Source organism: Acinetobacter pollinis (assembly GCF_015627175.1).
GTDB lineage: Bacteria > Pseudomonadota > Gammaproteobacteria > Pseudomonadales > Moraxellaceae > Acinetobacter > Acinetobacter pollinis.
Genome location: NZ_VTDQ01000009.1, coordinates 39,078 through 62,940 on the forward strand (window position 1 = coordinate 39,078; position 23,863 = coordinate 62,940).

The 23,863-nt window shown below is 37.7% G+C and carries 21 protein-coding genes, 1 pseudogene and 1 riboswitch; of the genes and pseudogenes, 8 read left to right on the plus strand and 14 right to left on the minus strand.

Translation table 11 applies throughout. The features are described 5' to 3' along the window. Positions 1-10: 10 nt before the first annotated feature. Complete coding sequence (locus I2F23_RS05460; protein WP_195771555.1) at positions 11-1,183, plus strand: S41 family peptidase; 1,173 nt, start codon at positions 11-13, stop codon at positions 1,181-1,183. Here the strand turns inward: I2F23_RS05460 and I2F23_RS05465 are convergent. Genes I2F23_RS05465 through gacA form a run of 3 tightly spaced genes read right to left on the minus strand, consistent with a single transcriptional unit; the run spans position 1,180 to position 4,833 of the window. Continuing rightward, complete coding sequence (locus tag I2F23_RS05465; protein ID WP_195771556.1) at positions 1,180-2,610, minus strand: sigma-54-dependent transcriptional regulator; 1,431 nt, start codon at positions 2,608-2,610, stop codon at positions 1,180-1,182. The genes I2F23_RS05460 and I2F23_RS05465 overlap by 4 nt on opposite strands. 16 nt (positions 2,611-2,626) lie before the next feature. Further along, positions 2,627-4,189, minus strand: coding sequence for a sensor histidine kinase (locus I2F23_RS05470; protein WP_195771557.1), 1,563 nt, complete (start codon positions 4,187-4,189; stop codon positions 2,627-2,629). Positions 4,190-4,197: 8 nt separating this feature from the next. Then, positions 4,198-4,833, minus strand: a complete 636-nt coding sequence (gene gacA / locus I2F23_RS05475) for a response regulator transcription factor GacA (protein ID WP_195771558.1) — start codon at positions 4,831-4,833, stop codon at positions 4,198-4,200. Positions 4,834-5,059: 226 nt separating this feature from the next. Between gacA and I2F23_RS05480 the strand changes: the two genes are divergently transcribed. After that, positions 5,060-6,061 carry a serine hydrolase gene (locus I2F23_RS05480; RefSeq protein ID WP_195771559.1) on the plus strand — a complete coding sequence of 334 codons (1,002 nt, stop codon included), beginning with the start codon at positions 5,060-5,062 and terminating at the stop codon, positions 6,059-6,061. Between the two features lie 78 nt (positions 6,062-6,139). On the opposite strand, the gene thrC is transcribed toward I2F23_RS05480, so the two are convergent. The 4 genes from thrC to xerD form a co-directional block, all read right to left on the minus strand. Further along, positions 6,140-7,285: a threonine synthase gene (thrC, locus tag I2F23_RS05485; protein ID WP_195771560.1), complete on the minus strand. Its 1,146-nt coding sequence runs from the start codon at positions 7,283-7,285 to the stop codon at positions 6,140-6,142. Positions 7,286-7,350: 65 nt separating this feature from the next. Beyond that, positions 7,351-8,652: a homoserine dehydrogenase gene (locus tag I2F23_RS05490; protein WP_195771561.1), complete on the minus strand. Its 1,302-nt coding sequence runs from the start codon at positions 8,650-8,652 to the stop codon at positions 7,351-7,353. Positions 8,653-8,750: 98 nt separating this feature from the next. Next, positions 8,751-9,566, minus strand: a complete 816-nt coding sequence (locus tag I2F23_RS05495; RefSeq protein ID WP_195771562.1) for a DsbC family protein — start codon at positions 9,564-9,566, stop codon at positions 8,751-8,753. A 112-nt stretch (positions 9,567-9,678) separates the two neighbouring features. Beyond that, positions 9,679-10,599, minus strand: a complete 921-nt coding sequence (xerD, locus tag I2F23_RS05500) for a site-specific tyrosine recombinase XerD (protein ID WP_195771563.1) — start codon at positions 10,597-10,599, stop codon at positions 9,679-9,681. 138 nt (positions 10,600-10,737) lie between these two features. Here xerD and I2F23_RS05505 point away from each other — a divergent pair, with 138 nt between their 5' ends. From I2F23_RS05505 to ftsW, 5 genes are all read left to right on the plus strand, one after another. Next, the gene (locus tag I2F23_RS05505; RefSeq protein ID WP_195771564.1) at positions 10,738-10,998 is read left to right on the plus strand and encodes a FeoA family protein; all 261 of its coding nucleotides are present in this window, start codon (positions 10,738-10,740) and stop codon (positions 10,996-10,998) included. Then, the gene (gene feoB / locus I2F23_RS05510) at positions 10,995-12,848 is read left to right on the plus strand and encodes a ferrous iron transport protein B (protein ID WP_195771565.1); all 1,854 of its coding nucleotides are present in this window, start codon (positions 10,995-10,997) and stop codon (positions 12,846-12,848) included. Before I2F23_RS05505 ends, feoB begins: the two co-directional genes overlap by 4 nt. Positions 12,849-12,860: 12 nt before the next feature. After that, on the plus strand, positions 12,861-13,118 hold the full coding sequence (locus I2F23_RS05515) for a DUF6587 family protein (protein WP_195771566.1): 258 nt from the start codon (positions 12,861-12,863) through the stop codon (positions 13,116-13,118). A 147-nt stretch (positions 13,119-13,265) separates the two neighbouring features. Further along, positions 13,266-14,612 carry a UDP-N-acetylmuramoyl-L-alanine--D-glutamate ligase gene (murD, locus tag I2F23_RS05520; protein ID WP_195771567.1) on the plus strand — a complete coding sequence of 449 codons (1,347 nt, stop codon included), beginning with the start codon at positions 13,266-13,268 and terminating at the stop codon, positions 14,610-14,612. A 2-nt stretch (positions 14,613-14,614) separates the two neighbouring features. Next, positions 14,615-15,826: a putative lipid II flippase FtsW gene (ftsW, locus tag I2F23_RS05525; protein WP_195771568.1), complete on the plus strand. Its 1,212-nt coding sequence runs from the start codon at positions 14,615-14,617 to the stop codon at positions 15,824-15,826. 48 nt (positions 15,827-15,874) lie between these two features. Here ftsW and gluQRS read toward each other — a convergent pair whose 3' ends face one another. From gluQRS to I2F23_RS05555, 6 genes and pseudogenes are all read right to left on the minus strand, one after another. After that, complete coding sequence (gluQRS, locus tag I2F23_RS05530; RefSeq protein WP_195771569.1) at positions 15,875-16,762, minus strand: tRNA glutamyl-Q(34) synthetase GluQRS; 888 nt, start codon at positions 16,760-16,762, stop codon at positions 15,875-15,877. Positions 16,763-16,765: 3 nt separating this feature from the next. Beyond that, on the minus strand, positions 16,766-17,290 hold the full coding sequence (dksA, locus tag I2F23_RS05535) for an RNA polymerase-binding protein DksA (protein ID WP_195771570.1): 525 nt from the start codon (positions 17,288-17,290) through the stop codon (positions 16,766-16,768). Positions 17,291-17,503: 213 nt separating this feature from the next. Then, complete coding sequence (gene cpdA / locus I2F23_RS05540; protein WP_195771571.1) at positions 17,504-18,277, minus strand: 3',5'-cyclic-AMP phosphodiesterase; 774 nt, start codon at positions 18,275-18,277, stop codon at positions 17,504-17,506. Between the two features lie 29 nt (positions 18,278-18,306). Beyond that, positions 18,307-18,924: an NUDIX domain-containing protein gene (locus I2F23_RS05545; protein WP_195771595.1), complete on the minus strand. Its 618-nt coding sequence runs from the start codon at positions 18,922-18,924 to the stop codon at positions 18,307-18,309. A gap of 237 nt (positions 18,925-19,161) precedes the next feature. Continuing rightward, a pseudogene (gene thiC, locus I2F23_RS05550) lies at positions 19,162-20,934 on the minus strand (phosphomethylpyrimidine synthase ThiC); the annotation flags it as partial. 87 nt (positions 20,935-21,021) lie between these two features. Beyond that, positions 21,022-21,139: riboswitch (TPP riboswitch) on the minus strand. 36 nt (positions 21,140-21,175) lie between these two features. Beyond that, positions 21,176-22,249: a hypothetical protein gene (locus I2F23_RS05555; RefSeq protein WP_228284780.1), complete on the minus strand. Its 1,074-nt coding sequence runs from the start codon at positions 22,247-22,249 to the stop codon at positions 21,176-21,178. 365 nt (positions 22,250-22,614) lie between these two features. Between I2F23_RS05555 and phoU the strand changes: the two genes are divergently transcribed. Next, on the plus strand, positions 22,615-23,337 hold the full coding sequence (gene phoU, locus I2F23_RS05560; protein WP_195771574.1) for a phosphate signaling complex protein PhoU: 723 nt from the start codon (positions 22,615-22,617) through the stop codon (positions 23,335-23,337). 249 nt (positions 23,338-23,586) lie between these two features. On the opposite strand, the gene I2F23_RS05565 is transcribed toward phoU, so the two are convergent. Continuing rightward, the gene (locus tag I2F23_RS05565) at positions 23,587-23,856 is read right to left on the minus strand and encodes an oxidative damage protection protein (RefSeq protein ID WP_195771575.1); all 270 of its coding nucleotides are present in this window, start codon (positions 23,854-23,856) and stop codon (positions 23,587-23,589) included. Positions 23,857-23,863 lie beyond the last annotated feature (7 nt).

A 23,863-nucleotide genomic window follows, 5' to 3' on the forward strand; every position in this document is an offset into this window, starting at 1 on the left:
AGGTTAATGGATGATTCACCAACTGAAAAAACTTAGGATTTTACTTGGTTTGCTTGGTTGTATGAGTTATACCAGTGCTGCCACACCAAGTGGCAGCCAAACCCCCGAATATAATGAAAATGAGAAAGCACTCTATAGCCAAGAAATTCCAATTGATGGAATTCAACGATTTGTTCAGATCTATGCACTTATTAAAGATAACTATGTGCGTGAAACCTCAGATGAAGAGTTGTTCGAACAAGCAATAAAAGGCTTAGTCAGTGGACTAGATCGTTATTCAAGATATCTTACACCAGAAGAATATAAGCAACTTGTTCAGTATACAGATGGAGATGTTGCAACTGTTGATTTTGAGCTTATTTTAGATCGTGCACAAAAACAATGGTATATACGTGGCGTCCGCTCGAACTCAGATTCTGCAAAACTGGGAATTCATAATGGAATGCCTGTTTATAAGCTAGATAATATTGAAATTAAAGATCTTACGCCTGAGCAGGTTAAAAATATTTTATTCGGTGCAGTGGGGACTGTCGTAAATATACAAGTTGCCCCAGTTGGACAACCACTGACCGTGGTTCGTAATAAAAAAATAGAAGTAGAAATTGCTGCCAACTTATTAAAAAATCAGGTTTTGGTGATTAAGGTTCCTGTATTCCAACAAGAAACGGCAAATGAAATTAAGAGTATTTTGGAACAATATAAGAATACGAAATTAAAAGCAGTACTGTTTGACTTGCGTAATAATCCCGGTGGGTTGTTATCGGCAGCCGTGGAAACAGCAGATCTATTTTTGAATAATGGGACGATTGTCACTACACGAAGTCGATCGGAAGGTAGTCAGACTTTTCAAGCCTTACCCAGTAAAGAATTTGATGACCTTAAACTAGGAATATTGATTAATGGCCGCTCTGCTTCGGCAGCAGAAGTTTTTACTGCGGCATTAAAAGAACATCAACGTGCTTGGGTACTTGGCGAAAAAAGTTATGGAAAAGGGGTTGTACAAAAGTTATTTCCATTATCGAATGGTGCAGCAGTACAAATGACGGTTTCTCACTATTTTACCCCGAATAACAATATGATTGATGGCCGAGGGATACAACCGAATCAAAATATCCCTAGACCGCCAACTATGAAAGATAATGTTTATATAGAGACGATCTCCGAGGCATTACTTAAACATTAACCTTCATCTAAGCCAAACTTTTTTAGGCGATATCGTAAAGAGCGAAAAGACATATTGAGTTTTTTAGCAGCCTGTGTTCTGTTCCAGTAAGTTTTATTTAGCGTTTCTATAAGAATTCTTTTTTCAATCGCTTCTAAGTAAGGTTCTAGACCATCTGCCCAAACCTTTTGCATTTCAAGTTGAGTTGAGTCATCGGTATACGTAGTAGGGCTGATGACAGGAGTACTTATAGGTTGTGGAGGTGTTTCCACCTGTGGTGTAGGTTTATGTATATTAATAGATTTTAAATTAATATCACTAATTGCATGTCCATCGGACAAAGTAATAGCACGTTCGATAATATTGCGAAGTTCGCGAATATTTCCTGTATAGCGTTGTTTCATAAGCCAGTCTTTGGCTGAAATAGTAAATTCTTTTGTTGGAATTTGCCATTCTGTACATATTTTTTCTAAGAAGTGTTTTGCAAGCAAGATAATGTCTGCACCGCGTTCTCTTAACGGAGGAAGTTGAATGTCCATGACATGTAAGCGGAAAAATAAATCTTGTCTAAACTTTCCTTCCTGAATAAGTTGCTCTACATTTTGATGTGTCGCACTAATAATGCGGAAATCTACAGGAATTTCGGTATCTGAACCAATCGGGCGAATACATTTTTCTTGTACTGCACGTAAGAGCTTCACCTGCATATTCATGGGTAGCTCTGCTATTTCATCTAAAAAGAGTGTTCCACCATCTGCCGACTGTATAAGACCAACTTTATTTTGTGTGGCACCCGTGAAGCTTCCTTTTACATAGCCAAATAATTCACTTTCCATGAGGTCTGCTGGAATGGCACCACAATTAATTGGAACAAAAGTAGACTCTTTACGATGGCTAAGAAGATGAACCAATTTTGCGATGACTTCTTTTCCTGTCCCTGATTCGCCCATAATAAAGACAGGAGCTTGTGTCTTAGCTACTTTTCTTAAAGTATCTCTGAGGGTATTCATCACAGGTGATTGACCAATAAGTAGCTTATACTCAATGTCTGATGAATTTAGTTTTTGTTCTGCTGCCTTGTTTGAAAAAGCTTTTTCCAAAAGGTTTTTGAGAGACTCCAAATTGATGGGCTTGCTCAGAAAGTCAAAAGCACCTGCTTTTAATGCAGCAATTGCAATTTCCATATTGCCATACGCACTAAGTACGGCAATTGGCAAATCGTGATAGTGATCAGTCACATATTTGACTAATTCTAATCCACTTTCATCGGGAAGGTTTAAGTCAGTGAGGCAAGCATCATACTTATGTTTGCTAAGCTTCTCTTTGGCTTGTGCGACATCATGTGCAATATCACAATAAATATGAATACGTTTTAAGCTCATTTGGATGAGCATACATAGATCCACTTCATCATCGACGAATAAGATTTTAGGATTATTTATTGTCATCTTGTCTCAATCATTTCTATACCACAACCAGTGGGCACTCAATGCGAAAGCATGTTGCATGCTTTAATTTTATATAGTTTAACGTTGCTTGGTTTGCATCACATAAACTACGTGATAAATACAAGCCTAGCCCAGTCCCATTAATTTCAGTTGTAAAAAAAGGTGAAAATAAGTTTCTAATGTGATGTTCAGGAATGCCCGAACCAAAGTCGATAATATCTATAACAGCATATTGATTTTTTGTATAAGCTTTTACTTCTACGGTAGCCTGCTCTTTTGAAGTATGACGTAATCCATTGCGTATTAAATTAATCAAAATCTGTCTTAGGTGCGTTTCATCAAATTTAATATAAATTTGTAGCAAAATAGATAATTGAATTTGGTCTTTAGGTACATCAGAGAAATCATCTTTTAAACATTCTATCAGAAAATGGTTTAAAAGAATTGTTTTTGTAATAGGGGTTTGGCTTCGTGCCATATCTAACGTAGATTCAATTGTATGGTTAATTCTAAGGCTTTGTTTCGAAATCATGTTTTGTAACATGGCTCTTTCACTGTCATCTGCATCTGCAAGTAATTCATTGGCTTGAACAATACTAGCCAAAGGGTTACGAATTTCGTGAGCAATGCTTGCAGAAAGCTGTCCTAATGCAGCAAGTTTTAATTGTTGTACATGGTCATTAAATTTTTGTGCATCTTGCATAATAAAAAGTGTAAGTAACTGCTGAGGAACTTTTAGTTTCTGTATTCGGATATGAATCTGCTTGGTTAACCCTTGTGGCTCGAATATAAAACGCTCTCCTTGACTGAGCCGATTAAAGATAATGTACTCATATAATTCTGGTTGAATACTCTGTAATGGTGTGTCTTTAATGGGTTGAGCTGCTTCTATATTTAATAATTCATGAGCTGCTGGATTCACCAAAATGACATGTTGTTTGTCATTAATGACTAAATATCCCATATCGACTTGTTCAAGGATATATTGATTTAGATCTTGCAGTTGAAGAATAGCAATAGATTGTGAGTTATTTACTTTTGTTAAGTTTTCAAAACGTTTGACAGTAAATTGCGCTGTGAAGTAAATAACTAAAAATAAAAATGCAAGAAAAAGCGTACTACCAATATTGTTCAGATGATGGGTATATAGCCATGAGTCTATAAATGGAATATAAACAACAGAAATAATAGAAAGCAGTGTTAAAGAAAGTGCCTTTCGATGAGATAACAGTAAATTAGTAATAAAGATTGTAATTGCAAATAATAAGCTGATATGAAGGTTTGGCGCACCTTGTGCAAAGGTGAGTAAACTAAAACAAGAGACATCGATAATACTAAAAAATATAATTTTTTTAGGTAAAAGCGACTGACTTAAATATAAGAGTAAGAATTGAAGTAGACTAATAAAGGTATATACAATAAGGGTGATGATATAAAACGTCTGATATTTATAGTCATCTGTCGATTGAGATAAATTTAAAAAGAAAATTGCAAGTAAACTACTTGCAATAATCAGTCGATAAATACCATACCATAATCCGAGACGGCGAAAGCTAAAAGAATCGGAAACAACACGCATGATGGTATTTAAGGTTGAACGAGGTTATAACGAATCGCAAGATGCGTTAATTTGACGTCACTATCGATATTTAATTTTTCAAAGATGCGATAGCGATATGTATTTACAGTTTTTACGCTGACAAAAAGCTTGTCTGCAATATCTTGCGCGCTATGACAACTTACAACCATCATGGCAACTTGCATCTCTCGCTCAGAGAGTTGATCAAATGGTGAGAGTTGTGTATCTGCTAAATATGAACTTGCCAGTTGCTCCGCAATATCCGCACTAAAATACTTACCACCTTGGCTTACTTTTTTTATCGCACGTACCATTTCTTCAATGGGTGCGCCTTTGGTAATGTAGCCTTTGGCACCTGCTTTTAAAACCAAAGAAGGGTAAGGTTCTTCAGATAGCCCACTGACAGCAATAATTTTAGTGGTTGGTATACTTTGAACGAGACGACGGGTCGTTTCTATTCCTCCAATGCCAGGCATATTTACATCCAGTAAAATAATGTCTGGCTGATTTTTTCGTGCAAGCACGAGAGCATCTTCTCCTGATTCAGCTTGTCCCACTACTTCGATATCGACCTGATCGGTGAGCATTCGGCAAATGCCTGTTCTTACCAATTCATGGTCATCTACGACTAAAACTGAAATCACGTTCTGGTTACCTCATGAATTGAACTTTTTTGTTACATAAATTTGTTACATAAAGCAAATTAAACTTGCAATCACAACACAAAATTAGCAATGCTATCCTAAAATATTACCTGAAATTTATGCATAATTACTGGTTTTATACAAATCAGTGCCTTGTGCAAATGTAAGGCATATTCGTGGTAATAAGCAAATTTATCTTATCACCTTTTTAGTCGAGTGAAATATTGTGAAAAGTTTAAAGAAGTCTTTGGTACACATGTTAAGTGTACCCCTTTTACTGGGATTAAGTTGCTATAGCTTTGCAGATCTTACAATCGATGGAAAGCCGCCTGTTCATCAAAATTTTTCAACACATGATGTCAAAGAGCTATTGGCAGATGATGATGAGATAAATATTGCGCCACAAGGCAGTACCACGACATCTACAACATTGCGTCCTGCACAACCAGGCGTTGTAGATACTAGCTTCATGAATAATGCAGGTCCAAGTGTTCATGCAGGTTCTGCATTGGTGATGGATGCACAAACGGGTGAAGTACTGTTTAGTAAAAATAGTAGTTTTTCCAGGCCAATGGCATCGATTACTAAGTTGATGACAGCAGTCGTGACAGCAGATGCACATTTAGATATGTCTGAAAATATTACATTAGAGCCAATTGATTTTGATGGTCCTAAAAAGGCAAGTACCAAATTGCGTGTTGGCGACAAAATGAATCGTGCAGAAGTGTTATTGGTTGCACTGATGAAGTCTGAGAATCCTGCTGCTGCCGCGCTAGCAAGAACTTATCCAGGTGGAAAACCCGCATTTATTGCAGCCATGAACGCAAAAGCACGTGAACTAGGAATGAGTTCAACGCATTACTTTGAATCGACTGGTTTGGACCCACGTAATGTTTCTTCTGCAAGAGACTTAGCAATTTTAGTGACTCAAGCTTATAAGTATGGCGTGATTCGTCAGTTCTCATCTACACCACATTACGATTTTAATTTAGGGTATAGAATGCTAAATGCCAGTAACACAAATGCATTGGTACGTAATGGCGGATGGAATATTAATCTTTCAAAAACAGGCTTTATTAATGAAGCAGGGCGTTGTGTTGTTATGCATACCACTGTTAATTCACGTCCTGCTGTAGTGGTGTTGATGGGTGAACCAACCACACAAGCTCGAAATACAGATGCAACACAGCTCCTCAACTGGCTTACAGGTTTACCAAAAGACACCTGATTTTTTATATAGACTCGCTTTTTACAATAAAAAAATCCCTGTGTGCTCACAGGGATTTTTTTATTGCGAAGAGATAGTTTATTTATCCATATGAGACAAGATTGAGTTTTTCACATCATTCATTGTCGCATCAATGGTAAGCATAACTGCATCGGCACATTGTTTAATGGCTGTATCTGGATCTTTAAGACCATTACCCGTTACAGTACATACAATTACTGAACCTTCAGCAATTTTTCCTGCTTTAATGTCGCGAATTGCGCCACCAATAGAAGCTGCAGATGCAGGTTCTACAAATACACCTTCGTACATTGCTAGCATACGCTGTGCATCTAAAATTTCACTGTCTTGTAGTTCATCAAACCAACCATTTGAATCTCGTACAACCGCTTTTGCATGATTCCAACTTTGTGGATTACCAATACGAATAGCCGTCGCTACAGTTTCAGGTGCCTCAATCGGAGCACCACGTAAAAATGGAGCTGCGCCTGATGCCTGATAACCTACCATTTTAGGTAAGCCTTCTGGTTTAGGGCCTGTAAACTGATCTGTTGTTGGATCATAAACAACTTGTTCAAATGCTTCTACAGGTTGATCTGCAACAGCTTCTGTATAACCCATCCAATGCGCAGTAATGTTTCCTGCATTACCTACAGGTAGGCAATGGTAGTCAGGAGCTTTTCCTAAAGCTTCTACAATTTCGTAAGAAATCGTTTTTTGACCTTGTAGACGATAAGGGTTAATCGAGTTCACAATTGTTACAGGTGCTTGATCTGCCATTTCTTTGACAAGACGCATACCATCATCAAAGTTACCACGAATTTGCATGGTAATTGCACCGTACATCATGGCTTGTGCCATTTTACCCATTGCAATTTTGCCTTCAGGAATAAGTACGAATGCTTTAATTCCTGCACGAGCTGCATAAGCTGCTGCAGCAGCAGACGTGTTACCAGTAGATGCACAAATAATCGCTTTTGAGCCATCTTCAACTGCTTTTGTAACCGCCATAGTCATACCGCGGTCTTTAAAAGATCCTGTTGGGTTAAGGCCTTCATATTTCACATAAATTTCAACATCTTTGCCAATAATACGTGGAATATTTTCAAGTTTAATCAGTGGTGTGTTTCCTTCACCTAAAGAGATTGCACGTGTAGTTTTTGATACAGGTAGACGGTCGCGGTAGCGATCTACAAGTCCAGTATAGCGATTGGCATTAGACATGATGTTGTTCCAAGAAGATGTGTAAAACATGCGAGACAATAATCAGCCTCGCAACTGAGCTTAAATTAATTTTCCAGAGATTCCAAGCGGATTCGAGTCACTTCGCCGTGTGTTGCAGGCAATGCTTGGATTTTAGCAATGGCTTCATCCATTTTTGATTCAACAATTGGATCGGTCATAATGACGACAGGAACACGATTTTTTAAACGTGGTTGTTGCATAATGGCATCGATACTGATCCCACACTGACTTAAAATAGTCGTAATGTCTGCTAAAACGCCTTTGTTGTCATCAACATTGACACGTAGGTAGTATGCAGTGGTCATTTCCTCACGTTTTAGAATTTGAATATCTTCAAGTGATTCAAATGCAAGCTGTGGAATTGTCCCTGAGCCATCTTCGGTGTACGAAATATCACGAACCAAGTCAATAATATCTGCAACAACAGCAGATGCAGTTGGGCCACCACCTGCACCCGGACCATAGTACATAGTTTGACCAACAGCACTTGCCTTAACAGAAACAGCATTTTGAACACCGTTTACATTTGCCAAAGGCTGTTCTTCAGGAATAAGTGTTGGATGAACACGCAGTTCGATACCGTTTTCTGCACGACGTGCAATTCCTAAATGTTTAATACGGAAGCCAAGTTCTTCTGCGTATTTTACGTCTTGTGCTGTAATTTTACTAATACCTTCGGTATAGACTTTGTCGAATTGTAATGGAATACCAAATGCGATAGAGGCAAGTAAAGTTAATTTATGTGCTGCATCAATGCCTTCAACATCGAATGTAGGATCTGCTTCTGCGTAGCCTAAAGCTTGAGCTTCTGCAAGTACATCTTCAAACTGACGAGATTTATCACGCATTTCAGTCAGAATAAAGTTACCTGTACCATTAATAATACCAGCTAACCAGTCAATTCGGTTAGCTGCAAGTCCTTCACGCATGACTTTAATAATAGGAATACCGCCTGCAACCGCAGCTTCATATGCAATTTGTACGGTGTTATTGTCAGCCGCTTCAAAGAGTTCATTGCCTTCTTCAGCAAGTAAAGCTTTGTTTGCTGTAACAACCTGTTTTCCATGTTTTATTGCTTCTAAAATTAAATCATGTGCAGGTTGAATACCACCAATGAGTTCAACAACGATATCTACATCGGGTTGGCGAACAATTTCAAATAGATCTGCACTTTGTTGAATACCTTCCAAATTGAGATCTGGGCGTGGACGGCGAGTGCCTACGTGAGTAATTTGAATTTCTCGACCTGTACGGCGTTTAATTTCTGTGGCATTTTCTTGTAATAATTGAAGAACTCCACAACCAACGGTACCAAGACCAAGTATAGCCAGACGAACTGGTTTCACGTCACACTCCAAAATAAATTAGCAAATGATCTTAGATCATAGCTAAAAAAATCGGCAGAGTGTAGGTGAAGATTCGCGAATCTTCACCTATTTTAGTATTATTTTTCTAATTTTTTGACAATATCATCGGCTGAAAGGTAACCACCTAGGTAATGACCGTCTTGACTATATACAGCAGGTGTACCATTTACACCGATATTTAGGCCAAGTGCATATTGTGATTTGACTGGGTTTTGGCATTGTGTTTGTGGAATATTTTCACCTTTTACCACTGAAGCAAATGCAGCTTGGCGATCTTTACTACACCAAATACTTTCCATCATTGGGAGGAACTGATCGCCACGAGGCCATGCAATGTAACGAACCTCAATACCTTTTGCTGTAATTTCTGGCAGTGATTCATGAAGTTTATGGCAGTAAGGGCAGCTTGCATCTGTAAATACATAAATTATATGTTTTGTCTGACCTTGAGCAGGATAAACAATAAGATCTTTTACATTCAATTGTTCAAAGAGTTTTTGGTTTTCTTGCGCCTGCAATCCTTCACTTACGTTATGTAGTTTTGTATCGCCTAAACGTAAAATATCGCCTTGAATAATATATTTACCATCAGATGTAGCATAAACCGATGGCATACCTTCTAAGTTTACCCAGTAAATATTTGGAACTTCCGTCTTTTTAATGTCGGTAACTTTAATTTTAATATTTGCTTTTTCCAACTGCTCTTGGAATGTTTTCATTAAGCGTTGTTTTTCATTGCGCTCTAGAATAGGTGATACGTCACCTGTTGCTGGACTTGTCGCTGTCAGTGAATCTGATTTTGTTGTTTCTGCTTTGTCTTTAGAACAACCAGACATAATGGCAGTTACAGCGAAAGTGCAAGCAAGGAGTGTTTTAGAATAAGGAAATGCCATAAAAAACTCTTTAACTGATCAAGAATAATAAAAATAATGCTTAAGCATATCAAAAAATATGATCAAGTTCGTGAAGTTTCATTACTAAGTGTGACAATCTCACATACCTGTGTTACGGGCGGGGATGATATGTCTCATGTACTTTTTGCAATCTGACTTGTGCCACATGCGTATAAATTTGTGTAGTGGACAAATCGCTATGACCTAAAAGCATCTGTACAACACGTAAATCTGCACCATGATTGAGGAGATGTGTTGCAAAAGCATGTCTTAAAGTATGTGGTGAAAGTTCAGTCTGAATATTGGCAATTAGGGCGTAACGTTTAATGGCATACCAAAAATTTTGTCGACTCATAATTCCACCATGTTGGGTTAAGAATAAATAGTCGGTACTGGTTTTATAAAGGGCAGGGCGCGCTTCATTAAGATATTTTTCAATCCACTCTGTGGCGACTTGTCCGATTGGAACGAGCCTTTCTTTATTACCTTTACCAAGAATGCGTAAATAGCCTTGTCTTAAGTTGAGTAACTCGATGCGTAAATTAATGAGTTCACTTACACGTAGACCGCTTGCATACAGTACTTCAAGCATGGCACGGTCTCTTAGACCAAGATGTGTGTGAATATCGGGTGCTTGAATTAAAGCTTCGACATCTTCTTCACTTAGGTCTTTAGGAAGCGCTCGACCAAGCTGAGGCGTTTTATGTGTTTCTAACGGATCATCTGTACGGAGTTTTTGCTCGCGCATAAATTTGTAAAAAGACCGAAGTGCAGAGAGAATCCTTGCAATAGAGCGTGGGCTTTTTCCTTGTTTGGTCAGCTCAATAAGTACATCTGAAATATCGTCTTTACACCACTGTGATAGGGGTAAACGACTAAGTTCACTACATTGTATTAAGTCAGACAAATAGGCATTACGTGTATGTGGGCTGACGGTTTGTGCAACCAAATAATCTCTATACCCAATTAAAAAAGAGAGCTTTTTCGGTATTTTGACAGGCGCAGGTACGCGAGGTTTTTTATTGTTTAGCATGGCAATATCATAATTAAAAATAATTTAATTGAGAAGACTAAACTGATAAATGTTGCATTTAGTTAATAGCTGATGATGTGTATGTAAATTGTTCTCATTTATGTTTATAATAATTAAAAATGTTAAGGATGCTGCGCGGTGCTGTTATCAGAGTTAAAGGTCAAGCAAGCTGCTGTTATACAAAAGATTAATCACCTAAATGCTGTGGATGGGCAAGATGATTTAATTGCGAGCCGATTGGAAACTTTAGGATTCTTACCAGGGACCCTTGTAAAGATTATTGCACGAGGCGTTTTTGGTGGCGATCCCATTCTTATTCAGATCGGATTTACACGGTTTGCGTTAAGAAAGTTTGAAGCAGAAAAGATTGAAGTGAATCATGAGGGAGCACCTGTATGAGTGAGGTGCTTCGAGTCGCTTTAGTCGGCAATCCAAACTGTGGTAAAACATCTGTTTTTAATCAGTTAACAGGAACTCGCCAAAAAGTTGGTAATTATGCAGGTGTGACTGTAGAGAAAAAGGTTGGTTTCTTTAATCTACCTTCTGGTCAAGCTGTACGTGTACTGGATTTACCGGGTACCTATAGTTTAGATGCTACAAGTCCAGATGAAGCGGTAACACGTGATGTCTGTTTAGGTAAAATTGAAACTGAAGCAGAACAAGATGCATTTTTGTGTGTTGTTGATGCAACAAATTTGAGTTTACATCTGGGCTTAGTATTAGAAGTCATTGCCTTAGGACGACCTGTTTTAGTCGTTTTAAATATGATGGATGAAGCACGCCGTCGTGGTATTCAAATTAATATTCAAAAACTTTCTGAACGTCTTGGTGTACCTGTTACTGAAACAGTAGCAACAAACGCATCTGGTGTCGCAAACTTAACAAAAGCATTAGATCAAAAACGTTTTAATACACCGAATACAGAATTAAGTGGTCTGGTTGGGAATCCTCATCAGAAAGCACAACAAATTTTAGATGATGTTATTGTTTTTGCAGATAAAGAAGATAAGCGAACAGCCTTCTTAGATCGTATTTTTCTCCATCCTATTTTAGGATTGGTAAGTCTTGCTTTACTCATGTTTATTGTATTCCAAGCTGTATTTACTTGGGCTGCTCCTTTTATGGATGCCATTGAAGGTGCGTTTAAGTGGTTAGGTGAAGCTGTAGGTAGTGTCATTACTCAGCCAATGCTTCATAGTTTGGTTGCAGATGGGATTATTGCGGGTGCAGGTAGTGTTGTGGTGTTCCTACCTCAAATTCTGATTTTGTTCTTCTTTATTTTGTTGTTAGAAGAAACAGGTTATTTACCTCGTGCAGCTTTTCTACTTGATAAATTGATGTATAAAGCAGGGTTAAGTGGTCGCTCTTTTATTCCGCTGTTGTCTAGTTTTGCCTGTGCTGTACCAGGTATTATGGCCACGAGAAGTATTAATGATCCACGTGATCGTTTAACAACGATCTTAGTTGCGCCACTCATGACTTGTTCTGCCAGACTTCCTGTTTATGCATTACTGATTTCAGCATTTATTCCAAATACGCAAATTTGGGGCTTTTTAAGTTTACAAGGACTTGTATTGTTTGCACTGTATATGGCAGGAATTTTAAGTGCATTGATTGTTGCTTTTATTATTAAGTTATTTCAAAAAGATAAATCTGAATATGCATTGCTGATGGAGCTTCCAAGCTACCGCTTTCCGAATATGAAAAGTATTGCTATTGGTTTACTCGATCGTGGACGTATTTTCTTAAAACGTGTTGGTGGAATTATTTTTGCACTTTCAATTCTCCTTTGGTTTTTAAGTACTTTCCCACAGCCCCCTGAACATGCCACTTTACCTGCAATTGATTATAGCTTCGCAGGACAATTAGGCCATCTGATTCAGCCTTTATTTGCACCAATTGGGTTTAATTGGCAAATTTGTATCGCACTTATTCCTGCAATGGCTGCACGAGAAGTAGTGGTTGCTTCTTTAGGAACGGTTTACGCACTCTCTGGTGCAGATGATGATGCAGTTGCACAAGGTTTAACACATTTAATTAGCTCACCTGACTCAGGTTGGACAATTGCTACTGGATTATCGTTACTGGTTTGGTTTATTTATGCACCACATTGTATCTCTACGCTTGCAACTGTGCGCCGTGAGACTGGCTCATGGAAAATGGTTGCCTTTATGACAATTTATTTGTTTGGACTTGCATATTTTACGGCATTTCTAACTTATCAAATTGCCTCACATTATTTTGGCTAAGAGGAGGCTAAAATGGTTGAAACACTTATCGTTACTGCATTGGTAATCTGGAGTGCGATTTATACATTTAAGAAGGTTTTTCCAAAATCTGCTTATAAGGTATTTAATCATTTGGCCAATATCTGTGAAAGGCAGGGTTGGCATAAAATTGCAAACTGGATTAGACCTGACATGGTTGCCGGATGTGGTGGTGGCTGTGATTGCAGTAGTTCACCAAGCAAAAGTAAAGTAAAAGTTCCTGAAACTGTTGAAGCAGTAAAATGGAAATAATATTTCTTATAATGAAAAAGCCATCTTAAAGATGGCTTTTTACGTGAATAACACAAAAAAATAGTGATGTTCTTTAATCTATAAAAGCAATCTAAAAAGCAAAGTGCTACCATTCATAAAAGTAAAAGAATGATGCTCGGGGCATAAATGTTAATACAGCGTGGTGGTTTAAAGGTTGTTGTTGGCCTTGGTATATCTGGCGTATCTGCCGTCAATTTTTTAGTAGATGCGGGATATCGTGTCGCTGTAACAGATTCTAGAGAGACGCCTCCTGGATGTGAAAAAATTCCTGCAAATATTGAAAAAGTATTTGGTTCTATTGACGAAGAACTCTTATTACAAGCCGAAGAAATTATTCTTAGTCCAGGTTTACCTTTGGATTTGCCTGAAATTCAGCAAGCCATCACCAAAGGCATTCCAGTGATTAGTGAGATTCAATTGCTTAGACGTGCAACGGATGTACCTGTAGTTGCGATTACAGGCTCAAATGCAAAGAGTACAGTAACTACTTTAATTGGTCAGATGACGCAGGCTGCTGGAAAAAACGTTGCGGTTGGTGGAAATCTTGGACGTCCAGCGTTAGATTTACTTAAAGATAAACCTGAGTTAATTATTCTGGAGCTCTCAAGTTTTCAACTAGAAACAACATCAAATTTAAATGCTGAAGTTGCTGTTGTATTAAACATGAGTGAAGATCATTTAGATCGTCATGGCAATATGCTGAATTATCATCAAGCAAAACATCGTATTTTTCAGCAAGTGAAGAAGGTGGTTTATAACCGAGATGATGCGCTGACAAGACCACTTATTCCAGATTCAACACCTATACAAAGTTTTGGTTTAAATGCACCAGATATGAATGAATACGGCATTTTAAGAGACACTGATGGCACAATGTGGTTAGCACGTGGCCGTGAACGCTTGTTACGTACAGATCTTATGTATATTCAGGGCATGCATAATATGGCAAATGCATTGGCTTGCCTTGCTTTAGGTGAAGCCATAGGCCTACCTCAAGATAGAATGTTAGATACTTTAAAGACATTTAAAGGCTTAGAGCATCGCTGTGAATATGTGACGACAAAACAAGAGGTTCGTTATTACAATGATTCAAAAGGCACAAATGTGGGTGCCACTGTGGCTGCGGTTGAAGGTTTAGGTCAAGCTTTAGCATCAAATACGGCTGGTAAAGTTGCCTTAATTTTAGGTGGTGTAGGCAAGGGACAAGATTTCACTGTGCTTCGCACAGCATTAGAGCGTTTTGTGAAGGTGGTTGTGCTTATTGGAGAGGATGCATCTCAAATCTCTCAAGCTATTGATGGAGCAACTGAAGTTGTATTCGCTAAAACATTGCAAGAAGCTGTAGATATTTGCCAAGAGATGACTGTACCAAATGATGTTGTTTTATTGTCGCCAGCATGTGCAAGCTTTGATATGTTTAAAAATTATGGTGACCGAGGGCACCAATTTGTCAAATATGTAGAGACCTTATAAGCATGATTCAAAAAAAAGAACGCTTAGGAGTAAGCCCAAGTACAAAGTTACAAGACCTCTATACACGTATCAGTCATATCCTTCCTAAGGAAATTACCGTAAGAAACATTTTAGTTTTTTGTGTACTGACATTACTTGTGATTGGGACGGTCATGGTGGCTTCGGCATCAATGCCTTATGCTGCAAATGTGCAAAATAATCCGTTCTACTTCTTAGAGCGACATATGATCTCAATTATGATTGCGATGTGTGTTGCTTTTGTCGTTTCAAGATTTGCCTTAGAAAGCTGGTTTAAAAGTATTTTTCTTCTGTGGTTAATTACGATTGCTTTATTGTTCGTAACTTTCCTTATTGGTACTGAAGTAAACGGTGCAAGGCGTTGGATTCGTTTAGGTTTCTTTACATTACAGCCGACTGAAGTTGCTAAAATGATTATGGCAATATTTACTGCAGACTATGTCGTACGCCGTGCCAGTGAGGTTAGAGATCGAGGTTGGATGGGACTCATGCGTTTAGCCTTGGTTATGTTCGTTTCTATTGTACTCATTATTCTTGAGCCCGATTTTGGTTCTACGGCCGTAATTGTCATGATGATGGTTGGTGTGTTTTTCCTTGCAGGCGCACCGATTAAACAGTTCCTTGTTATGGGTGGTGTTATTGTATTGGCCTTGGCATCACTGGTTATCTTTGAGCCTTATCGTCTTGAACGCTTAATGTCTTTTTCAAATCCATGGGCTGATCCGCTCGGTGCAGGTTATCAGCTATCGAATGCGCTTATGGCATTTGGGCGTGGCGAGTGGTTTGGTGTAGGACTAGGGCATAGTATGCAAAAAATGTCTTATCTTCCAGAAGCACATACAGACTTTATGTTGGCAATTTTAGGTGAAGAGTTTGGTTTCTTTGGTATTTTTACCATTTTAACACTTGAATTTTTAATGCTCGCATGTTGTGTTCGCATTGGTTATCGTGCACTAAAAAATAACTATCTTCGAGCAGGTTATTTGGCTTATGGCATAAGCTTTATATTTCTCATGCAAATTTTAGTGAATGCGGGTATGAATATGGGAATGTTACCTACCAAAGGTTTAACACTACCTTTTATTAGTTATGGTGGATCATCGCTCATGATGTGTGCGGCAATGATTACACTGGTACTTAAAATCGATGCTTCTACACAAGATGAAAATCCAACCAAAGAGCTTTCGAATTTCTAAAATACACTTAGCAAAAAAAGCACTTGATCGGAAGTGCTTTTTTTATAGCTAGAAATAGGTACCTGAGAGCATGGTTGTTTGAGGAACACGATGAATTTGCCACTGTTGAACAGCTTGCTTGAGCATATTTGAAGGTCGATCTAGCGCTACATCGGGCTGTTGAAGTGCACTAAAAGCCTGTTGTAAGAGTTTTGATGCATTGGATGGATCGAGTGCTTGAGCCAAATTCTGTTTAGAAAGTTTTTGACCTTGATCATTCATTGCTAGAGGAAGATGTAAATAACGAAGTTGAGGATAGTCAAGTAATTGGCTTAGCCAAATCTGACGGGCAGTATTATCTAAAAGATCTGCACCGCGAACGACATGCGTAATTCCTTGGAGGTAGTCATCCACCACAACTGCAAGTTGATAATTAATGATACCGTCACGGCGTTTTAAAACAAAATCGCCGAGTTCAGTAGCAAGATTAGCGGTTTGCTCACCTTGTAATATATCTATAAAAGTAATGGGATCTTCATTGACTTTGACACGAATTGCCTGATGTTCAAAATCTAAGTGAAGGTTTTTACATGTACCTTGGTATATTGCATTTGATCCGAGCATCTTACGTGTACACTGACAAGCATAGATAGCGTGCTTTTGATGAAGTTGTTCCAATACATCATTGTAGATATCGAGTCGATCTTTTTGAAACAAAATTTGCTCATCAATTTCAAACTCAAATGCTTCTAAACACTGAAGAATATGTGTTTCGCTACCAGGATAAATACGAGGAATGTCGGTATCTTCTATTCGAACCAGCCATTTTCCATGGTTCGATTTTGCTTCGCAATAGCTCGCAACAGCAGTAATGAGAGAGCCAAAATGCAAAGGGCCAGTTGGCGATGGCGCAAACCGACCCCGATAAGGTGTATGTTCTGAGTGTTGATCACTCATGATTTAACCTTTATTTTGTTTTTCTTTAATCTCTGCGAGTGTTTTGCAATCAATACACAATGTTGCAGTTGGTCTTGCTTCTAGACGACGTAAACCGATCTCAACACCGCATGTTTCACAGAAACCATAATCATCATTTTTAATTGCTTCAATTGACTTCTCAATTTTACGAATTAAGCGACGCTCACGGTCACGAGTACGCAGTTCAATCGCGAACTCTTCTTCTTGTGTTGCACGATCATTTACATCAGGAAGTGCTGTAGACTCATCTTGCATTGTGTTTAATGTACGATCAACTTCTGACATTAAGTCAGACTTCCATGCGAGAAGAATTTTTCTGAAGTGCTCTAATTGTGCATCAGACATATACTCTTCATTTTTCTTTGGTTCATACGGTGCAATACCAAAAAGGCTTGCAGTAGAACCGCTACTTGCTGTTTTTGGTTTTGCTTTGCGACCACGTTTGGGTGCTTCACCTTCAACAGCTGTTTGCTCATCTAAGACTTGGTTTAGAGTATCATTTGCCATATAGGGCATTCCTCATCATATACGTCAAAGTTACGTACTCGTTAGGGCGATATGCAAATTTTTATTATTGCCTTTCAAAGCTGTAAAACCAGACTTTTAAGGGCTCGTTATCATAAAGACTTTTTAATGACTTGGATAGTCCTTAAAGCATATTTGATATGAAACCAGTTTTACCGATGAGCTAACTTAATATAATTTCTAAGAAAATAAAAGTTAATAGCCTGAAATATTTTCATTTATTTGGTGTGGGTGTTCATCTAAACGGTGCACTTGAGTCTCAAAATGACCGTTATCGTGTAAATAAAGACAGCGATAACCAGGTTCAATGGTGTCTAAAGCAAAATCTTTACTTTTTGGCTTAAATTGTATGCTTGTTGAAGGGACAGAAAGAAAGCGAATCTGATGAAGTGTAACATCAGTTTCTTGATGAACATGGCCGTTAATTACACCTTTCACCTGAGGATAATTTTTGAGTATCTCAATGAGTTCATTACCATTTTTTAAGCAATGCTCATCAATCCATTCCGATTTCATGGGTACAGGATGATGGTGACAGCCTATTATTGTATGAAGGTTTGAATGTGTTTGAAGCAATTCTTCAAGTGTTTGAAGTTGATGTTTGTCAATATATCCATCAATTCGGCCAGAAACAGCGCTATTTAATAAAATAATACACCACTGATCTAAATGGATGAAAGAAATTGGTTGATTCTGTGGATACGGGAAAATTTCTAAATCATCATGATTACCTGGGGTTTGATAGAAAGGAATATTTAAACTTTCCATATAACTGAGGTAACGACTATACGTTTGGGGTTTGGCAACCTGTGCAATATCTCCTGTATGAATGATCATATCAATTTTATGATTTTGTTCTAATATATCATTCATCACTTGATGAAAAGAAAGCTCAGGATCTATTTTAACGAACTGCTCATCGCATGAATCCATTAAATGTGTATCGCTAATTTGGATAATCGTTTTCATAGAAGATACATTCTCATACAGAGGAGCAGTTAGTTTTGAAGTGCCTGAATATGTTGTTTGAGCCATTGAAGTGCAATAATTACAGGTGCATTTCTTAATTGTTCGTTTAGAAATAAATCTTGAACTTGTGAATAATCAAATAAGTGAAGTTTGATATTTTCACCCTCTTCGGCCAAGCCAAAGATACTGCCACTTTCAGGAAAATCTGCTTGTGCTGTGTATAAGTAGAGTAACTCATCACATGAACCTGCTGAAGGATAAAACGTAAAGAGATGTTCTAAGTCATAGAGTTTACAGCCAGCTTCCTCAATACTTTCTCTGTAAATACACTCTTCAGGCGATTCGTCCCCATCTAATACACCAGCAATAATTTCAAGATGCCAAGGCGTTCTTGTGTCCTCTATTGCTCCAATGCGAAACTGTTCAATTAATGCAAAACGTTTTTGTTCATCATTATAGATCAGAACACCAGCAGCCTTTTTACGATGGATTAACTCTCGTTCCACCACCTTGGAAAATTTATCTTGATTAAATAATCGGTACTGGATCGATACTTTTTCTAGTTTTACAAAACCCTGATATATTGATTCTCTTGAGAGAACTTTTATATCCTTTTGTGTATATTGTTCTTTCTTCATCAATATGATCAACTTATATAAAAGCTATGTGTCGTTATGCTAACCGAGATATATCGGAGAGGAAATGCTTATTTTTTATAGAAATGTGAAGCAAAAATAAATAGATAATTTTAATGTGCGTTATTTCACTATTTTTTTATAAATTTTCTGTAAATGCTAAGGAAATAATAGCACAATATACACACAACCTATACAAAGTAGATTGTGTGTTATTTAAGCTAATTACATTTGAGCTTACGCCTGTGTTGCTAGATTTCTCACATTTTGAGATATTTTCATAGAACAAAACTTAGGTCCACACATAGAACAAAAGTGAGCAGATTTATGTGCTTCTTTTGGCATGGTTTCGTCATGCATTTCACGTGCTGTATCAGGGTCTAAGCTTAAATTAAATTGATCTTCCCAACGGAATTCGAAGCGTGCTTTTGAAAGTGCGTTGTCTCTTACTTGTGCGCCAGGATGACCCTTGGCAAGGTCGGCAGCATGGGCTGCGATTTTATAAGTAATAATACCATCTTTGACATCTTTTTTGTTTGGTAAGCCTAAATGCTCTTTTGGCGTAACGTAACAGAGCATTGCTGTACCATACCAACCGATCATAGCAGCACCAATGGCAGAGGTAATGTGGTCATAACCTGGGGCAATATCTGTGGTTAGTGGCCCAAGTGTATAAAAAGGTGCTTCTTTGCATACTTCAAGTTGCAGATCCATATTTTCTTTAATCATGTGCATAGGTACATGACCCGGGCCTTCAATCATGACTTGAACATCATGTTCCCATGCTTTATGGGTCAGCTCGCCAAGTGTACGCAATTCATTAAATTGTGCTTCATCGTTGGCATCTTGTAGACAGCCTGGGCGTAATCCATCGCCTAAACTAAAGCAGACATCGTAGGCTTTCATAATTTCACAGATGTCATCAAAATGTGTATACAAGAAGTTTTCTTTTTGGTGTGCTAAGCACCACTGTGCCATAATCGAACCACCACGAGAAACAATGCCTGTAAGGCGGTTTGCAGTGAGTGGCACATAGTCACGCAGTACACCTGCATGTATTGTAAAATAGTCTACACCTTGTTCAGCTTGCTCAATTAGCGTATCTCTAAAGATCTCCCAATTGAGGTCTTCTGCTATACCATTTACTTTTTCTAAGGCTTGATAAATAGGTACTGTTCCAATAGGTACGGGAGAATTACGAATAATCCATTCTCGAGTTTCATGAATATTTTGGCCTGTAGATAAGTCCATAATGGTATCGGCACCCCAACGCGTTGCCCACGTCATTTTAGCAACTTCTTCATCAATAGAAGAGCCTAGCGCCGAATTACCAATATTGGCATTAATTTTCACGAGGAAATTTCGACCAATGATCATGGGTTCAGATTCAGGATGGTTAATATTTGCAGGAATAATCGCACGACCTTCAGCAATTTCTTGACGCACAAACTCGGGTGTAATTTCTGTCAGATTCTTTGCACCAAAATTTTGACCTTGATGTTGTCGTGAGTCGACAGACTCATGCTGTTTCTGATTTTCACGAATCGCAACAAATTCCATTTCAGGGGTAATGATGCCTTGTTTGGCGTAATGCATTTGTGTGACATTTTTGGATTTTTTTGCACGACGTGGGTTTTGAATATGTGCAAAACGAATATTGGCTGTACGAATATCTTTTGCGCGCTGTTGTCCAAAGGTTGAACTTAGATGTGGTAGCTCCTCTGAGTCTTTACGTGCTTCAATCCAATCTTTACGTAAGGTGGGTAAACCTCGATTTAAATCAGTATTTATATTTGGGTCGGTATAAACCCCAGATGTGTCATAAACTAAAATGGCATGATTTTCTTCACCACCTAGTCCCTCGGGTGTATTAGAAAGTCTAATTTGTCGCATGGGTACGCGAATACTAGGGTGAGAGCCTGAAATATATACTTTGCTGGATGCAGGTAGAATACGAGTTAAATCCTTTGCATCTTGCTCATGTTGCTTTGAGGTATTAGATAGATTCGTTAATTGGTTCATTGCCATGATCCTTGTGAAAAATCAACGAATCAAGCTCAACCAAAAACGGTGACGGATGTATCCTAATAAAAGAATAAATAGGGCATAAGTTTGAGGTGGCTTGATTCCTACGCAGGTATTAACCTGATCAGGTTCAACGGTACTCACCTTTAAGTTAAACTTAGGTGATCTCAGCGAGTCATTACTCGCGCTCCGTCAAGCGGTGTTCAAAGACTAGCACGTTTTAAAGAGTTGGGTAAATTTAAAACTCTTGTTTTGTCGCAAAGCTACTTGAAATATTTCCTAGATGGGTTACACAGATAGAATCACTGAAACAATCTCGATTAATGTGTGTGCTATCAAAACTTAATGGATCATATAGACCAATATATTGATCTAACTGTTTCATGTCTTTAATGATTTCAGCACGCTTAGAGCGTTGTTCTACAGGGCTGAGCTCTATTGGAAACTTTGCATCACGCGTTGCTATAGGAATTTCAATGAATTTTAAGAATTTTACTGCACGCTCTGAAAGCTGAGAATGTCCATTTGCTGCAAGGCCTTTAATTTCTTGTAATGCTTCAGGATGAATATTTTCTTCTCCCTCATAATTGGTTGAAATAGGCATATTCGGCAAACCATGAAATAAAAAGCGTGTATAGGCAAACTTAAGGCGCTGAGCATCTTCAAAAAAGATACTATTTGGATAAGAAATGGTATAGCTTTCCCAAAATTGTGCACGATCTGCAATTTCTTGCCATGTTAAATTAAAGGTATTATTTGAAATTACAGGTTGTCTATTTTGTTTTGCTAAATTAATAATAAACATTTGTTCTGCAGCAGGTAAAAAGGGCGCAAAAATATCTTTTAAGTAGTCAGGTTGTCTGCGATATTTCGTTAAGTTATTTCCTGCATCGTATAATTCATAATACGCAGCATTACTTTGATGTTCTATAAGATATTGATCTCGCTTAGAAAAACGAGATTCATAGCTCTGTTGTAGGGTTGGGTAACTACTTGTATTTATTGCATATTGCTCAAAATACTGTTGTTGATCTGGTGTTCGGTCTACAAATAAAAAGCGCTGATACATGGCTGTCGTGGCATAAATGAGTAAGGTACGATCATTCATACTAAATTGAGGTAAACATTGTTTAAGACGAAAGTTAACTTCTTTTAGTGCTTCCACTGTACTTCGATTGTCAATATGCTGTATATCTTGTCTTAAGTAGGTGCATGGACTTTGTATCGATGAAGTTTTATGATCTTGCCGCTCTTTAGGGTAGGATGGGTGACTTTCTTGTTGGCAACCACTGAGTAATGAACAAACTATCATGAATATGAAGACAAGTCTTTCTCTCATATAGTTGTAACCTGCATAGTAATCCTTATCTAAATCTCGATTTTTATCTGTAGAATCTACAGGTCGATCTAGATAATATTATGTATTTTTTCAGTCAAGAAAACTGTAAATGAATACAGCCTTTTAGTAAAAGAATTGAAAAATATAAAATTACTTTAACAATTCTATGAGAGAATTATTTTCACATAACATAACAATTGTAACAATAAACAATTTGAATTATTTATAAATGTATAAATAATGGATAAGCAAGTTTTGTAATTGTGATGTTTGTCATTAAATATTAAGTTTAGTGTGTTGTACTTAATGTGTTTTAATTTTTTTTGGAGATACCCCTCTTGAGTGTAAAAAATCCAATGCTGGCACATCACATTTCTTCTCAGTTTAATGAGGAGTTACAAGAAGCAAATGCAAAATTTATGTCTATGGGGGGACTCATTGAACAGCAAGTTACTGATGCAATGCATTCATTGTTAGACAATGATATTGCTTTAGCGATAGATGTTCAGTACACAGAGACAACAGTAAATCGTTTAGAGCGAGAGATTGATGAGTGCTTAACTATTATTCTTGCACGTCGTCATCCTGCTGCAATTGATTTACGTATGGTTATTGCCATGAGTAAAGCCAATACTGATTTAGAGCGTATTGGAGATGAAGCAAATAAGATTGCAACGATTTCACAAAGTTTGAGTGAAGAAAGAAGTAATTCTTATGGCTTTATGGAAGCACGTCATATTGGAAATCAAGTTCGTGTGATGATTCATGAAGCATTAGATGCGTTCGCTAGATTAGATACCGAGCAGGCGCTGAAAGTATTACGTGCAGATGTAGATACCGATCGTGAATATCAAGCAGCAACGCGTACACTTATGACTTATATGATTGAAGATGCACGTCAGATATCTCGTGTTTTAAATGTGCTTTGGGTACTACGTTCATTAGAGCGTATAGGGGATCATGCACGTAATATTGCTGAACAGGTAATTTACATTGTGAAAGGATTAGATGTTCGTCATGCGAGCATGGATGAGATTGAGAAGAAAGTACATGATGATTAGATACGAAAGCGAAAGATAAAAAAAATCCCAAACCTTGGGGGAGATTTGGGACCAATAACTTACATATTTGTTATGTTACGAGAGTTAGTGTCTCTCTATGTGATAAATCATATGAAAAATACAGGAATCTGTCTTTAAGCTTCTTGTAAGGATATGTGTTTTTATAAGCGTTGTTTGTAATAGTATGTAATTATCATTAAATGAGAAAAATAGGGAGAAATATCTAACTCCCTATTTTTTATATACAAATTATTCTGGTTTCCAACCTTCAGCTTTTTCTATAGTTTCATCATTTGAAAAAAACTTTTCTCTTTGCTCTTCTAGAAATTTTTTTGCTTCGGGTTCAAACACATTTAAACGCTTCTCATTAATGAGGGTGGTTTGATGTTGAAGCCATTCTTGCCATGCTTGTTTAGAAACATTTTCGAAAAAGAACTCGCCTTTTACTCCTGGAAAGGGAGCAAAATCGAGCCCATCCATTTCTTTTTGGTACTTCTGGCAAAAAACTTGACGTGCCATTTTAAAC

Bases quoted from the DNA above. Each gene is read 5' to 3' on its own strand.
- I2F23_RS05460 (WP_195771555.1), top strand. From the start codon at position 11: ATGATTCACCAACTGAAAAAACTTAGGATTTTACTTGGTTTGCTTGGT.
- I2F23_RS05465 (WP_195771556.1), bottom strand. From the start codon at position 2,610: ATGACAATAAATAATCCTAAAATCTTATTCGTCGATGATGAAGTGGAT.
- I2F23_RS05470 (WP_195771557.1), bottom strand. From the start codon at position 4,189: ATGCGTGTTGTTTCCGATTCTTTTAGCTTTCGCCGTCTCGGATTATGG.
- thrC (WP_195771560.1), bottom strand. From the start codon at position 7,285: ATGTCTAATGCCAATCGCTATACTGGACTTGTAGATCGCTACCGCGAC.
- I2F23_RS05495 (WP_195771562.1), bottom strand. From the start codon at position 9,566: ATGGCATTTCCTTATTCTAAAACACTCCTTGCTTGCACTTTCGCTGTA.
- xerD (WP_195771563.1), bottom strand. From the start codon at position 10,599: ATGCTAAACAATAAAAAACCTCGCGTACCTGCGCCTGTCAAAATACCG.
- feoB (WP_195771565.1), top strand. From the start codon at position 10,995: ATGAGTGAGGTGCTTCGAGTCGCTTTAGTCGGCAATCCAAACTGTGGT.
- I2F23_RS05515 (WP_195771566.1), top strand. From the start codon at position 12,861: ATGGTTGAAACACTTATCGTTACTGCATTGGTAATCTGGAGTGCGATT.
- murD (WP_195771567.1), top strand. From the start codon at position 13,266: ATGTTAATACAGCGTGGTGGTTTAAAGGTTGTTGTTGGCCTTGGTATA.
- ftsW (WP_195771568.1), top strand. From the start codon at position 14,615: ATGATTCAAAAAAAAGAACGCTTAGGAGTAAGCCCAAGTACAAAGTTA.
- gluQRS (WP_195771569.1), bottom strand. From the start codon at position 16,762: ATGAGTGATCAACACTCAGAACATACACCTTATCGGGGTCGGTTTGCG.
- dksA (WP_195771570.1), bottom strand. From the start codon at position 17,290: ATGGCAAATGATACTCTAAACCAAGTCTTAGATGAGCAAACAGCTGTT.
- cpdA (WP_195771571.1), bottom strand. From the start codon at position 18,277: ATGAAAACGATTATCCAAATTAGCGATACACATTTAATGGATTCATGC.
- I2F23_RS05555 (WP_228284780.1), bottom strand. From the start codon at position 22,249: ATGATAGTTTGTTCATTACTCAGTGGTTGCCAACAAGAAAGTCACCCA.
- I2F23_RS05565 (WP_195771575.1), bottom strand. From the start codon at position 23,856: ATGGCACGTCAAGTTTTTTGCCAGAAGTACCAAAAAGAAATGGATGGG.